Below are 15,091 nucleotides of genomic sequence, written 5' to 3'. Positions count from 1 at the left end.
GCCGCCAGGTCCCACCCACGATCCACCGGGAACCCGGACACCGCGTCCACACCCCCGGCGACCAACCGCCACAGGTCCTCCGGAGAACGCACGCCGCCCGGATAGCGGCAGCTCATCCCCACGATCGCGATCGGCTCATCGGCACCACCCAGGACCGACGCCCCGACCTGACCACCCGCGACCGCCCGCTCCACCCCGGGACCGGCTTCGTCCAGGAGCTCGCCGCCCAGGAACGCGCCCAGCTCGCCGGGTGTCGGGTAGTCGAACAGCAGGGTGGTCGGCAGGCGCAGTCCCGTGGCGGTGTTGAGCCGGTTCCGCAGCTCGACGGCCGACAGCGAATCGAACCCGAGCTCCTTGAACGCCCGACCCTCGGTGACGGCGTTCTTCGAGGCGAAGCCGAGGACCGAAGCCGCCTCCGCCCGGACCAGGTCCAGGAGCAGGCGCTCCCGCTCGGCCGGGACGGCGGCGCGCAGGCGCTCGGCCAGCGGAGCCGCTCCCCGCTTCCCACCGGCGGGCGTCCGCCGCGCCGGGGCCGGCGCCAGACCGCTGAGCAGGACGGGGACCGGCCCGTCGGCCTGGCGTGCGCGCAGGGCCGCGACGTCGAGCCGGGCGGGCACCACGGCGGCCCGGGAGCCGGCGAGCGCCGCGTCGAACAGCGCCAGTCCCTCGGCGGCCTCCAGCGGAAGCAGGCCCGCCCGGGCAAGCCTGTCGACGCCTGCCCGGTCGAGGCTGCCCGACATGCCCCCGCTCTGGCCCCACAGTCCCCAGGCCAGCGAGGTCGCGGGGACGCCCCGGGCGCGCAGCCGCTGGGCGAACGCGTCCAGGAAGGCGTTCGCCGCGGCGTAGTTGCCCTGTCCCGCGTTCCCGATGACTCCCGCTATGGACGAGAAGAACACCACCGCCCGCAGATCCAGGCCGGCGGTCAGCTCGTGCAGGTGCCAGGCCGCGTCGACCTTCGGGCGAAGGACCGCGTCGGTGCGCTCGGGCGTGAGGGACTCGACGACCCCGTCGTCGAGGACGCCGGCGGCGTGCACGATGCCCACGAGGGGCCGGTCCGCGGGGACCGCCGCGATGACCGCCGCCAGCTCGGTCCGGTCGGCCGCGTCACAGGCCGCCACGTCCACGGTCGCGCCGAGCGCGGTCAACTCGTCGACCAGCTCGGCCGCCCCCGGCGCCGCGAACCCGCGCCGGCTGAGCAGCAGCAGGTGTCGTACGCCGTGCACGGTCACCAGGTGGCGGGCCAGCAGTGCGCCGAGGGTCCCGGTCGCACCGGTCAGCAGAACGGTGCCCGTCGGCCCGAAGACCGTCGGGGCGTCACCCTCGGAGGGCACCCGGCCGAGCCTCGGTATGAGCAGTTCGCCGGACCGCAGGGCCAGTTGCGGCTCACCGGAGGCCAGTGCGGCCGGCACGGCGGCGGCGGAGGAGTCCGACTCGTCCAGGTCGACCAGGACGATCCTGTTCGGGTGCTCGGTCTGCGCGGCCCTCACGAGGCCCCACACGGCGGCGTGGGGCAGGTACGGCGTCTCGCCGCCGGTGGTGGAGACGGCGCTCCGGGTCACCACGGCGATCGTGGCAGCGGCGAACCGCTCGTCGGCCAGCACCGTCTGCACGTCGACCAGCAGGTGCCGGACCGAGGCCCGAACCGCTTCGGGGCCCTCGCCGTCACCGGACCCCGGCTCCGTGTCGGCGACGAGCAGCAGCACCTCGGGGGCGGGGCGGCCTGCCTCGACGGCCCGCGCCAGCGCAGCGAGGTCGGCGAAGCAGGCGTCGCCGTTCACCAGCGGGCGACCGACCACGGCACGAGCCGCCTCCGACGGTGCAGGGCTCGGCACAGCCGACCAGCCGACCTGGAAGAGCGACTCGTGGAAGGTGGTCCGAGCGGCCCGCAGCCGCTCGGGGCTGACCGCGCGCAGCACCAGCGCGTCGATCGACGCGACCGGGTGACCCGACTCGTCGGCGACGTCCAGGGAGACCGCACCGCCGGCTGCGGGCGCGAACCGCACCCGCAGCGTGGACGCGCCCTCGGAGTGGAGGCGGACACCGCTCCAGGAGAACGGAAGCGTGCCGTTCGACGGCAGGTCGGGCGAGCCGAACGCGACCGCGTGCAGGGCCGCGTCCAGCAGCGCGGGGTGCAGTCCGAAGACGGTGCCGTACTGCTCGGTCGGCAGCTCGACCTCGGCGAAGGTGTGGTCGCCGTGCCGCCACACCTGACGAAGGCCCCGGAACGTCGGACCGTAGGTGAAGCCGAGCTCCGCGAGGCGGTCGTACAGCCCGTCGATCCCGACCTCGGTCGCGCCCTCCGGGGGCCAGACGGTGAGGCCCTCGGGTGCCTCGGCCGGCTGCCGGGCGAGCGTGCCCGCGGCGTTGAGCGTCCACGGGCTCTCGTCAGGGCCGCGCTCGGGCCGGGAGTGGAGTTCGACCGGTCGCAGACCGGCCGGGTCCGGCCTTCCGACCGAGAGCTGGACCAGGATGCCGCCGACCGGGGGCAGCACCAGGGGGGTCTGGATGGTGAGCTCCTCGACCGACGCGCAGCCGGCCTCCGCACCCGCCCGGAGCGCCAATTCCAGCAGGGCGGTGCCGGGGACGACGGCGTCCCCCAGCACGGTGTGGTCGGCCAGCCACGGGTGGGTCGCGAGGGAGAGGCGGCCGGTCATCAGGAGCTCGCCGGAGCCGGCGAGCGTCACGGCGGCCCCCAGGAGCGGGTGGTCCGAGGCCGCGAGACCTGCCGCACCCACCTCGCCGGCGGCTCCCGATGCCTGCAGCCAGTAGCGGCGGCGCTGGAACGCGTAGGTCGGAAGGTCGACGCGGCGCGCACCCGTGCCCTCGAACAGGGCAGGCCAGGTGACCGGGGTGCCGGTGGCGTGCAGACGGGTCAGGGCCTCGATCACGGTGCGGGCCTGGTCACGGTCCTTCCGCAGGGCCGGCACCACGGCGCGTGCCGGGCCGTCCTGCGGCAGACACTCCGCCACCATCCCCGCCAGCACCGCGTCCGGACCGACCTCCAGGAACGTCCCCGCACCCAGGTCCAGCATCGTCGCGACGGCATCAGCGAAACGCACCGCCTCACGGACCTGACGCACCCAGTACGCCGGATCCGTCCACAGCTCCGACTCCACCCGGCCCGTCACCGTCGACACCAGGGCAACCGTCGGCTCGCACAGGTCCAGGCCGGACACGACCGCGCCGAACTCCTCCAACATCGGATCCATCAGACCCGAATGGAACGCATGACTGACCGTCAGAGCCTTCGTGCGGAAGCCACGCTCGACGAGCGTCGCCGCCACCGCCACGACCTGCTCCTCGTGCCCCGAAAGCACCAGCGACGCGGGGCCGTTGACCGCCGCCAGCCACACACCCTCCGTGCCCGCCAGCAGCTCCCGCACCACCTCCTCCGGTGCGCCGACCGCCACCATCGCGCCACCCGTGGGCAGCGCCTCCATCAACCGCCCACGGGCCTCGACCAGCGCACACGCGTCCTTCAGGGACAGCACACCCGCCACATGGGCAGCGGCGATCTCCCCGACCGAGTGACCCGCCAGCACACCAGCCGCCACACCCCACGACTCGAACAACCGGAACAGGGCAACCTCAAGGGCGAAGATCGCGGGCTGCGCGAAACCGGTGCGGTGAACCGACTCGTCCGACGGCAGATCCACCCCCAGCTCCGCACACACCTCGCCATAGGCACGCGCGAACACCGGGAACATCTCGCTCAGTTCACGACCCATCCCCGGCCACTGCGAACCCTGACCCGAGAACACCACCCCGAGCCGACCCGCCACCACAGTCGAGACATCCGCCGAACCCGACGCCACCCCGGCAAGAGCCGCCAGCGACTCCTCACGGTCCCCGGCCACCACGGCCGCCCGGTGCTCGAACACCGAACGCGACGTCGCCAGCGAGAACGCCGCATCCAGCGCCCGCACCTCACCCCCGCGCAGCCGCTCCAGCAGCGCGGCAGCCTGACCCCGCACCGCCTCCTCGGACTTGCCCGACAGCACCAGCGGCACCACCGGAAGTTCGACGACCTCCTCGACCGGCACCTCGACCGGCACCTCGGCCTGCTCCAGGATCACGTGCGCGTTCGTCCCGCTGATCCCGAAGGAGGACACCGCCGAACGACGCACCCGCCCAGCCTCCGGCCAGGCACGCGACTCCGTCAGCAGCTCCACCGCACCCGCCGACCAGTCGACATACGGCGACGGCTCGTCCACGTGCAGCGTCCGCGGAAGCACACCCTCCCGCATCGCCATCACCATCTTGATCACACCCGCCACACCCGCGGCAGCCTGCGTGTGACCGATGTTCGACTTCAACGACCCCAGCCACAGCGGCAGTTCGGCGTCACGGCCCTGGCCGTACGTCGCCAGCAGCGCCTGCGCCTCGATCGGGTCACCCAACCGGGTCCCGGTCCCGTGCGCCTCGACGACGTCGACCTCGGAGCCGGAGAGCCCCGCACCGGTCAGTGCCTGACGGATCACCCGCTCCTGCGACGGACCGTTCGGCGCCGTCAGACCGTTGGACGCACCGTCCTGGTTGACCGCCGAACCCCGCACCACCGCCAGCACCTGATGACCGAGCCGACGGGCGTCCGACAGCCGCTCCACCAGCAGCACACCGACACCCTCGGCCCACCCGGTGCCGTCCGCGACGTTCGCGAACGCCTTGCACCGACCGTCCGCCGCGAGCCCGCCCTGTCGCGAGAACTCGGCGAACATGCCGGGGTTGGCCATCACGGTCGCTCCGCCGGCGAGCGCGAGGTCGCACTCGCCCGACCGCAGCGCCTGCGCCGCCAGGTGCAGTGCCACCAGCGACGACGAACACGCCGTGTCCACCGTCACCGCCGGCCCCTCCAGACCGAACACGTACGACAAGCGGCCGGAGAGGATGCTCGCGGTGTTGCCGGTCAGGACGTGGCCGGCGACCGCTTCGACCGACTGGTGCAGTCGGGGCCCGTACTCCTGCGACATGGCTCCCACGAACACACCGGTGCTGCTGCCGTGCAGGGTGTGCGGGTCGATGCCGGCCCGCTCGAAGACCTCCCACGAGGTCTCCAGCAGCAGCCGCTGCTGCGGGTCCATCGCCAGCGCCTCACGCGGCGAGATCCCGAAGAAGTCCGCGTCGAACTCGGCCGCGTCGAGCAGGAATCCGCCCCGCGGGGCGTAGTCGGCGTCCGGGCCCTCGTGTTCCCAGGCCCGGTCGTTCGGGAAGTCGGTGATGGCGTCCGCGCCGTCCGCCACCAACCGCCAGAGGTCCTCGGGCGAGTGGACCCCGCCGGGGAGGCGGCAGGCCATTCCCACGATGACGATCGCCTCATCGGCGAGCGCTGCCGGCGCGGCCGCCGGGACCGCCGGGGCCGGGGCGCGGTCGTCCGACGTCGCGTCGGCCAGCAGCCGCAGCAGGTGGCGGGCCAGGGCGGGGGGCGTCGGGTGGTCGAAGAGCAGACCGGAGGGGAGCCTGAGGCCGGTGAGGGCCATCAGCCGGGCCGTGAGGTCCATCGACCCCAGGGAGTCCAGTCCCAGTTCCTTGAAGGTGGTCCGGGCGTCCTGACGGTCGGGGAGCTCCGTCCCCCGGATGGCCGCGATCTGCGCGAGGATCGCGGCGCGCAGCAGGTCCTCGTGGTCTTCCTCGGGCGCCTGCGCGAGCTGTCGTACGAGCGCGGGTGCGGCCACCGGTCCGTCGGTGCCGGTCGTGGACTCGCCGAGCCAGTACCGCTGGCGCTGGAACGGGTAGGTCGGCAGCGTGGTCCGCCGGGCAGCGGTGCCGGCGAAGACGGTGTGCCAGTCGACCGCGGTGCCGTTGGCGTGCGCCTCGGCGAGTGCGGTGAGGAAGCGGTCGTGGCCGCCCTCGTCGCGCCGCAGCGTGCCCGTCACCCGCACGTCGACGCCCGCGGCCTCGGCGCTCTCCTGGACCCCGACGGTCAGGACCGGGTGGGGGCTGACCTCGATCACGGTGCGGTGGCCGTCGTCGAAGGCGGCGCGGAGCGCGTCCTGGAAGCGGACGACGTGCCGGAGCCCCTGGTACCAGTAGCCGGCGTCCAGCCGGGCGGTGTCCATCAGCCCGCCGGTGAGCGTGGAGTAGAAGGGGATGTCCGAGCTGCGGGCCGTGATCGGTGCCAGCAGCTCGGCCAGACGCTGCTCGATCGCCTCGACCTGGGCGGAGTGGGAGGCGTAGTCGACCGCGATGCGCTTGGCCCGCACGTCGTCGGCCAGGCAGTCGGCGAGCAGGTGGTCGAGGGCGTCCGCCTCGCCGGCGACGACGGTCGAGGCGGGGCCGTTGACGGCTGCGACGGACAGGCGGCCCCGGTAGGGGCGCAACCGCTCGGCGACGTCGTCCGCCGGGAGCGGGACGGCCATCATGCCGCCCCGGCCGGCCAGCGCGACGAGGGCCCGGCTGCGCAGGGCGACGACGCGTGCCGCGTCGTCGAGGGAGAGCGCGCCGGCGACGCACGCCGCGGCGATCTCGCCCTGGGAGTGGCCGATCAGTGCGGAGGGCCGGACGCCGTGGGAGCGCCAGAGCTCCGCGAGCGAGACCATCACGGCGAACAGGACCGGCTGGACGACGTCGACGCGGTCGAGGGACGGCGCGTCCGGCTCGTCCCTCAGAACAGCGGTCAGGGAGTAGTCGACGTAGGGTTCCAGCGCCTCGGCGCACGCGTCGATCTGCCGGCGGAACACGGGCGAGGAGTCGAGGAGTCGGGCGGCCATGCCAGCCCACTGGCTGCCCTGCCCGGGGAACACGAAGACCGGTCCGTCGGGGCCGGCCGCGGCCGTGGCCGCCACCGAGCCCGTGACCAGGCCCGGGGCGGGCTCCCCGGCGGCGAGCGCGTCGAGTCCGCCGCGGAACTGCTCGACGGAGGAGCCGAGCAGGACGGCCCGGTGCTCCAGGTGCGTCCGGGTGGTTGCCAGGGTCAGGCCGATGTCGGCCGAGCGCGGTTCCGGCCCGTCGGCGAGGTGGTCCGCGAGGCGCCGCGCCTGGGCGCGCAGGGCCGCCTCGCCGCGGCCGGACAGCAGCCAGGGCAGGGGCGTCGGCGGCTCGGGGTCCCCGGCCGCCGGGTCCGCACCTGCCGGGTGCTCGGCCGCCGGGTGCTCGGCCGCGGCGGCGCCGGAAAGCACCAGGTGGCAGTTGGTCCCGCCGATGCCGAAGGAGCTGACGCCGGCGAGCGGCGGTGTCCCGGTGCGCGGCAGCGGGACCGGCTCCGTGTTGACCCGCAGGCCCAACCGTTCCAGCGGGATCAGCGGGTTGGGCGACTCGTAGTTCAGGCTGGGCGGCAGTTCCCGGTGGTGGAGTGCCAGCACCACCTTGATCAGGCCGGCGATGCCGGCCGCTCCTTCGAGGTGCCCGATGTTGGTCTTCACCGAGCCGACCGGCAGCGCGCCGGCCGTTCCCCGGGCCGCCCCGAGGACGGCACCGAGGGCGGCCGCCTCGACCGGGTCTCCGGCGGGGGTGCCGGTGCCGTGCAGTTCGACGTACCCGACCTCGGCCGGATCGACCCCGGCGTGGGCGTAGGCGAGTTGCAGCACCTCCTCCTGGGCGCTGCTGCTCGGCGTGGTCAGGCTGCTGCCGCCGCCGTTGTTGACCGCGCCGCCGCGGATGACCGCGTAGACGGTGTCCCCGTCGGCCTGCGCGCGGGAGAGGGTCTTGAGGAGGACCAGCCCCGCCCCTTCCCCCCGGACGTACCCGTTGGCCCGGGCGTCGAAGGTGTAGCAGCGGCCGTCGGGGGACAGTGCCCCGGTGCGGGCGACGGTCCCGGTGGTGTCGGCGAGGAGGTTGAGGTTCACCCCGCCGGCGAGCGCGGTCTCGGAGTCCCCGCGCCACAGGCTCTCGCAGGCGAGGTGGACGGCCACCAGGGCGGAGGACTGCCCGGTGTCCACCGCGATGCTGGGCCCGTTCAGGCCGAACCGGTAGGAGATCCGGTTGGCGATGATGCTGCGGTGCAGGCCCGTCAGGGTGTAGGCGCCGGCCGGGTCCGGCCGACGGCGCGTCAAGGTCGCGTAGTCGTCGGCGATGGCGCCGACGAAGACCCCGGTGCCGGTGCCCTCGAGCCGTGACGCCGGGATGCCCGCATGCTCGAGCGCCTCCCAGGCCAGCTCCAGCATCAGCCGCTGCTGCGGGTCCATGGCGGCGGCCTCGGCGGCGGGGATGCCGAAGAAGGCGGCGTCGAACCGGTCGACCTCGCCCAGGAAGCCGCCTCGCTGCCGCCGGTCCGCCCCGTGACCGGACGTCAGGCGCCCCTCGGGGGCCTCGCTGACGGCGTCCTTCCCCGCCCTGAGCAGCTGCCAGAACTCCTCCGGCGTACCGGCCCCCGGGAACCGGCAGGCGATCCCGACGACGGCGACGGGCTCGCCCCGTACGAGCCCGCGGGTGTCCACGCCGTTCGCAGGGGCCTTCGACAGCACGCTACCGGTCACCAGATCTCCATAGCTCAGGGAACGACGGGCCCGCCTCGGGCACCGGTCGGCGCAACGGCAGGGGGGAACGACTGGGAATTGACCCCCGGAACAACACGGTCGGAATCAATTCATCGGACTATTTTTGAACATGCGAGGACAACCCTCGGAACAATAGACCCAACACATTCCGCAGCAGCGCCGGAATGCTTCGGAGACGGCCGTAAGGCTTTCCTCGAACGGCCGTCGAGAAGCCGTCCGGAAATGTCTCGGTGGGGACAGTGAAGTAGGGAGTGTCGCGCGACCGGAAGAACTCCGGACGATATCGAGGGAAACGGTCAGGCCGCTGCGGTCGACCCGTTCAGATGGTCCGCCAGGACATTCATCACGTCGGCGGGCCGGTCGGTCAGATAGAAGTGCCCGCCGGGGAACACTTCCAGTCGGAAGTCCCCGGAGGTGTGGTCCCCCCAGGCGCGGGCGTCGTCGATCGAGGTCCGGGGATCGGCATCGCCGGTCAGGGCGGTGATCGGGGAGACCAGGGCGGCACCGGGCTCGGCGCGGTACGTCTCGGCGGCACGGTAATCCGCCCGCAGGGCCGGAAGGACCATGCGCAGGATCTCCTCGCTCGCGAACACCGACGGATCGGTGCCGCTCAGCTCCTTGATCTCCGCCACGATGCCGTCATCGTCGCGCAGGTGGACCTGCTCGTCGGAGCCGGGGCGCGACGGCGCCCGCCTGCCGGAGACGAAGACCCTGTCCAGGCCGTGCCCGTCCCGCTCCAGGCGCCTCGCGACCTCGAAAGCGACCGAGGCACCCATGCTGTGACCGAACAAGGTCAGCGGAAGGTCGGTTTGCTCACGCAGGACCGCGTGGAGACGGTCCGCCAGCTCGTGCACGTCGTCGACGCACGGTTCGAGGCGCCGGTCCTGACGGCCCGGGTACTGCACCGCCACCACGTCCACGCGGCCGGCGAGTCTCGCCGACACCGGGTGGAAGAAGGAGGCTGAGCCGCCCGCGTGCGGGAAGCAGACCAGCCGCGAGACGGCCTGCGGCGCTGGATGAAAACGACGGCACCACAAACTGTCGTCGACAGGGACAATACCCACGGTCCTCGGCTTCCTTCCGCCAGGCCGGCAGGCTCTTGTGGAACCGCCGGGAATCATGGAAGCGACCGCGGGAATTTCGGGAGCGCGAAGGCCCCTGGCAGCGTCCGGCATCGCGAGCCCACGCCGCCGCACCCCTCCAGCATTCCACCGGGCCAGTCGCGCATGGGCAACCGGAGCCGACATCACCAGCAGAACGGTGTGACAGTCGTGAGAATCGATACCGAAATACTGCTCGAGCACCACTACGTGCCCGATGAAATCTAGAACATCCCCCGTGATCGTTTCTAGCTTTTCGATCAGACCCTACCCCAGGGTAGTTGATCAAGCAACCCTCGCCCCGCCCGGCAAATCACGGCCGGAACCACCGCTCCGACCTGGGCGAACCGTTCTCGTGTCCGCTCTGTCCATTGGACTCGGCCGCAGACGATCAGTTCAGGCCAATCCGGCCGATCGGGGCAACCACCACAACGGATCCACCGACCGGTCGGGCGGGACAGTTCGCCGACGGTCCACCGTTCCGGAATCCCTCCCTCCGCCGGACCGGTCGAGCGAGGCCGCCCTCCAGGGCCGGGCCCATGGCGGACGGCCGGCCGGCACCCCGGCGACTCGGCTCCGCACAGCCACCGCCGCGGCCGAGGTCCGCGCACGACGAGGAACGGCGCCGGCCCCTACTCCTGGAGGTCCTCCAGCGGTCGCGCTTCGACAACGACTCGGCATGGAGGACCGGCCATCTGATGGCCGCTCGGAGCCTGCGGACGTCTGCGTCCGGGCACGCTCCGGTGGCCGAGGACCACGGCCACCGCGGCCCGGCCTCGCGTTCGCCGGGCAGGTCGGGGCTCGCCCGCGTCGCGGAGCGCGACCCGGTCCGAACGCAGTAGGGCGACGAGCTCAAGAGGTCCGATCACCACACCGGTCACAGTGCGGCACCCCGCTACGCGGCCTACGACCCGGAGAGCCGACCGGCTCCGGTCGGCCGGGCCGCCGCCCGACCGGCAGTCCCGCCGGCGCCGCCATCCGCAGCGGCCCGCAGCCGCTCTCCCACGAGGCCGTGCCCGGCCACACCCACCTCATGGACGGGAAGCGCTGCCGCCGACCCCACCCGGCGCTCGCGGTGAACCGGACCAGGTCCCGAGCCAGGCTTCCTCCGCCGGAACGGAGTTGAGGTCGGACCAGCGCTCTCGATCTCGTCCGCGCCACCTCGCACTCCGCCGACGAGGCCACCCACCGACCCGGCGACGACCTCCTCCACGTTCACCCGGCTCACCGTAGGCGTCGTCGCCATCACCGGCAAGAGCGTGGTCCATCGACTCGACCGGTTCGAGGGCTCGCCGGGCACCAGCTCCCCCGCCCGGGCCGAAGTACCTTCGGGCACTCCCGCCCGCCCCTCCACCTCTCGTTCGAGTCCTGGAGGACATCCGAGCCCCCTGCCCGCGAACCGACCCCCGCACTGCCCTCGGCCGCCGCGCACCGCCGATGGGCGGCCAGCATCCTCGGACCGGGGCCGGCGCCCGCCGAAGCCCGTGCGAAGGCAGGGGCGACTGCCCGATCGGGCAATGTCGGCGCGCACCCCCCGTTCCCTGAAAGCATCCCGTTGACACCGAAGTTGGTCTAGTCCACCTTGGGTGAAGCAAGGTTGTCCACAGGAGTCCCGGCGAAGCCGCGCGACCCGGCACTGACACCGCCCGGGACGCACCACCTCCCCCAACTCAACTGCTTCACCGTGACTTTGATTGAACCATGCGGCACTGCCATGCCTTGATCCTCGGACGGGCACATGGATCCGACGATCGATTGGAGACGCCCGCTTGCGCAGCACCTGTTCGGCCTGCCGACCGGCCGATCCCGTCCCACCACGATCGCAGCCATGGGCAAGGAGGCCGCGGACGCCGCGGGGAACGTCGGCGTGGAGGTCCGCCCCCTGATCCCGGACTCCTCGGACGGCACCACCTTCACCGACCACGCCAAGACCCCGGGCGGCGACCGCCTCCTCCCGCACGTCGTCCTCGATGCCGCCCCGATCGGCGTCGGGGACAGCCGACGTGTCGTCAACTCGCTTGAACAAAGGCCCAGTTCCGGCGACTGTCGCGTCCCCCACCGGCTGCGGTTGACGAGCCCCCCGCTCTCGATCCGCAGGTCTTCGACCAAGCAAGCGGCCTGGTCCACGGTGGCGCGACGGACCGACCGGAGCCGCTGACCAGGACACCATTCCGCACCCAACCGGCAATGACCGCACCGATTCTGACGATCAGACGGAGACACCCACACCATGCAACGAGTCTGCCTCGCGCTGCCCACCATGCGTCCCTGCCCCGACACCATCGTGGACCTCGCCGAGGAGGCGGCCTACGCCGTCGCGACCTTCGGAGTCGAGGTGCACCTCCTCGTCCTCGACACCACCGACGCCGCCGCCTTCGCGAAGAACGCGGACGCCGTGGCCTCACTGACCCCCACGCCCGGCGTGTTCGTCCACCACCTCGGCAACGCGCAGCAGCGGGAGTTCCTGCGCCGGGTGATCGAGCGCTCCGACGCCCCCGACCCCGAGCTGCTGCTCGACCTGATGCTCCCGCAGGCCGTCGCGTACGGGTCCTGCGTCAACCGGCTCTTCCTGGGCGCGGCCGCCCTGGGCTGCACCTCGGCGCACCTGCGCAACGACGACTTCGACTACCAGGTCGTCGACGGCCGGAAGATGTTCCCGATCCACCAGGAGCTGCTCTCGATCGGCCGGCCCGCCGGCGAGGCGGTGGCCGGCGTGACCCGCTCCGAACTCGACCCGGCCGACGCGGACAAGCCGGTGATGCTGGTCAGCGGCTCCTTCATCGGCGAACTCAACGTGGACATCGGCGAGATCCACGAGCTGGACCCGGCCGTCTACCGCGAGGTGGTGCGCCTTTGGGCCCCGCCGGTGTGGTCGGAGGAGGAGAAGGACGCGATGGTGGACGTCTCCTTCAAGGGCGCCGGCTCCGAGCCGTTCGACACGGACGACTCCGCCCTCGGCGTGCCCGACATCTGGGACGTCTACATGTGCAACATCGCCCTGGACCACCGGGCCTACGAGGTGCTGCCGCTGCTGCCCTCGACCGAGACCATCGGCAGCGACTACGCCCTGCTGCACGCCCTGGTCCACGCCAAGCTGCCCGGCGTCGTCCACAACCGCCACATCGTCAACTACTACACGCCCGAGCGCCGCACCGGTGCCGGCTTCATCTCCTACCAGCTGCGGTTCGTCAAGTTCCTGCTCTCGATGCTGTACCTGTACCCGGTCTACGGCGGGATGATCGACCTCGGCCGCGGGCTGCTGGACGAGCGGCACGGGCTGAAGGTCGAACCGATCCTCGGCCTGGTGCGGGGCAGCGTCGACTGGGACCGGGCCGGGAACGAGCACTGCCTGGACGTCCTGGACCGCTCCTACCGCAAGCTGGGCGGCAAGTACGCCGAGCTCGCGGACGTGGTGGCCGCCCGGCGGCAGCAGCTCCTGGACGAGGCCCGGGAGGACGCCGGGCGCTGGGCGGTGCTGATCGGCGCCTGGGCGGGGATGGCGACCGCCGCCCGCGCCGAGGGACTCCGCCCCGGCGCGGACGGGGCCGCCGGGTGAGCGAGGAGCTCCTGATACGGCAGCTGACCGACGACGACTGGGACGCCGTGGTCGCGCTGGAACACGACGCCTACGCGGCCGACGGCCTGTCGGAGGGCCGGGAGGCGCTGCAGTCCCGCGCCCTCGGCTCGCCGGAGACCTGCTTCGTGCTGGAGCAGGGCGGCACGGTCCGCGGCTACCTGCTCAGCCTGCCGTACCCGCCGCTGCGCTGCCCGGACCTCGCCCGGGCGGAGGACGCCGTGTTCGAGTCGGGCAACCTGCACGTGCACGACCTGGTGATCGCCGAGGACCTGCGCGGCCGGGACGTCGCGCTGGAGTTCATGCGGTACTTCCGGGCGCGGGCGGAGGAGCTGGGCTTCGAGCGGATCTCGATGGTCGCGGTGCGCGGGGCGGACATCCTGCTGCGGCTCATCGGCTACCGCGCGCACCGGGAGGTGGCCGTCCCCGCGTCGTACGGGCGACGTGCGGTCTACATGTCGATGCCGGTGCACTGACCTCCGGGGGCACCTTCCCACGGCGGCACCCGGACGGACCACCACTCCTTCGGTCCGGACGAACGAGTCCGAGGTGCCCCGGCTCCGAGCTCGCGCCCGGCCCGACCGGAGCCTGCCGAACCGGACCGTGGGCACACGACGGCCGCGGGCGGCCGCGGGACCGGTCCGGGTCGGCCGCCCGAGGAGGCACCGGCCGCGCCCCTGCGGGTGCGACCGGTGCTTCCCGTTTCGGGTCCGCCGCCCTGCCACGGCCCGGCCGGGTGACCGTCGTGCCTCCCCCCGTCACACTGGGGTGCGTGACCATCGACGAATCCCGGCGGCTGATCGTGCTGCGCCACGCCAAGTCCGCCTGGCCGGACGGCGTACCCGACCGCGACCGGCCTCTCGCCGCCCGGGGACTGCGCAACGCCCCGGCGGCCGGCCGCCGGCTGCGCGCGGCAGGGCTGCGGCCGGACGCCGTCCTCTGCTCCCCGGCCCGCCGGACCAGGCAGACCTGGGAGCTGGTGGCCCGGGAGCTGGTGGCCCAGGAACTGGTGACCCGGGAGCCGGGCACCGTACCCGGCGTCAGGTACGACGAGCGGCTGTACGACGCGGGCGGAGCAGACCTGTTGCTCGTGCTCCGCGACGTCCCGGAACAGGTGCGCACCCTGCTGCTGGTCGGCCACCTTCCGGGTGTGCAGGAGCTCACCCTGGCCCTTGCGGGGGAGGCGGTCGGCGACACCCGCAGGCGGGCCGCCGCGAAGTTCCCGACCTCCGCCTTGGCGGTGCTCACCCTTGGCGTGCCGTGGGCCGGGGCGGGCGAAGGCGTCGGCGTGCTGACCGAGTTCACCGTTCCCCGGGAGCCCGGGAGCTGATCCGTCGGGGCGAGGTCGGGGCGGCCAGCGGGCCCGGCCAGCGCCGCGCCACCCCCTCGCGCCCCGGGGCGGTCCGGTTCGGCGGGGCCGGCCGGCGAGGCCACGGTCCGTGGTCACCACTGCCTCGGCAGCGCGAGCCCTGCGGCCGGCTCCCGCACACTCCCGCGAGCGGTCGCAGCACACCCACCCCGCGTGCCTCGCCGCGGATGATCGTCAACTGCTGCCGGGGGCCTCTTCGTTGGGCACCGCATGCCCGCCCTCGGCCGGCCGGGCGGCTCTGGCCTGCATCGATGCCCGCAGCTTGATGCACCGTCAAGATGCTTCGCCCTGGGCGGCGGGGGTACAGTCGGCCGAGCCCCGGGGGTGGAGGGGTTCGCCTGGCGACGGCTGTCCGGAGCGGGCGGGGAACGCGACCCCCGGGGCAATTGACCCACGACTTCTGTCTGGAAATGCACCACGTTGATGGTCGCTTTCCTGACTAGATTGATCATCACAAGGTCGCGGCAGGGAGCCGCGACCGCCCGACACGGGGGAGAACCACCATGAACGCCGGCCCGCTCAAGCCGCTGCTGACCCGCGCCGCCACCGCCGAGACCACCAGCGACCCGAGCAGCGTGATGACCCTGCTCGCCGACTGCGGCACCGACGGCAGCCC

Annotated in this window: 6 protein-coding genes; 4 read left to right on the top strand and 2 right to left on the bottom strand. The window is 73.0% G+C overall.

The genetic code is table 11. The features are described 5' to 3' along the window. A partial coding sequence (locus ACWDRR_RS42810; protein WP_449777750.1) for an SDR family NAD(P)-dependent oxidoreductase occupies positions 1 to 8,411 on the bottom strand: 8,411 nt, incomplete at its 3' end. A 317-nt stretch (positions 8,412 to 8,728) separates the two neighbouring features. Then, complete coding sequence (locus ACWDRR_RS42805) at positions 8,729 to 9,496, bottom strand: thioesterase II family protein (protein WP_449777751.1); 768 nt, start codon at positions 9,494 to 9,496, stop codon at positions 8,729 to 8,731. 1,774 nt (positions 9,497 to 11,270) lie between these two features. Here ACWDRR_RS42805 and ACWDRR_RS42800 point away from each other — a divergent pair. The 4 genes from ACWDRR_RS42800 to ACWDRR_RS42785 all read left to right on the top strand — a co-directional run bounded on the left by ACWDRR_RS42800 (position 11,271) and on the right by ACWDRR_RS42785 (position 14,436). After that, complete coding sequence (locus ACWDRR_RS42800) at positions 11,271 to 11,690, top strand: DUF6271 family protein (RefSeq protein WP_449777749.1); 420 nt, start codon at positions 11,271 to 11,273, stop codon at positions 11,688 to 11,690. A 72-nt stretch (positions 11,691 to 11,762) separates the two neighbouring features. After that, positions 11,763 to 13,088, top strand: a complete 1,326-nt coding sequence (locus tag ACWDRR_RS42795) for a DUF6271 family protein (protein ID WP_449777748.1) — start codon at positions 11,763 to 11,765, stop codon at positions 13,086 to 13,088. Next, positions 13,085 to 13,582, top strand: coding sequence for a GNAT family N-acetyltransferase (locus tag ACWDRR_RS42790; RefSeq protein ID WP_449777747.1), 498 nt, complete (start codon positions 13,085 to 13,087; stop codon positions 13,580 to 13,582). The genes ACWDRR_RS42795 and ACWDRR_RS42790 overlap by 4 nt, the downstream gene beginning before the upstream one ends. Before the next feature lie 296 nt (positions 13,583 to 13,878). Continuing rightward, complete coding sequence (locus tag ACWDRR_RS42785; protein WP_449777746.1) at positions 13,879 to 14,436, top strand: SixA phosphatase family protein; 558 nt, start codon at positions 13,879 to 13,881, stop codon at positions 14,434 to 14,436. Positions 14,437 to 15,091: the final 655 nt, after the last annotated feature.

This window comes from Kitasatospora sp. NPDC003701 (assembly GCF_053587085.1).
Note: the sequence above shows the minus strand (reverse complement) of the source record. Positions and strands in the feature narration are given on the sequence as shown.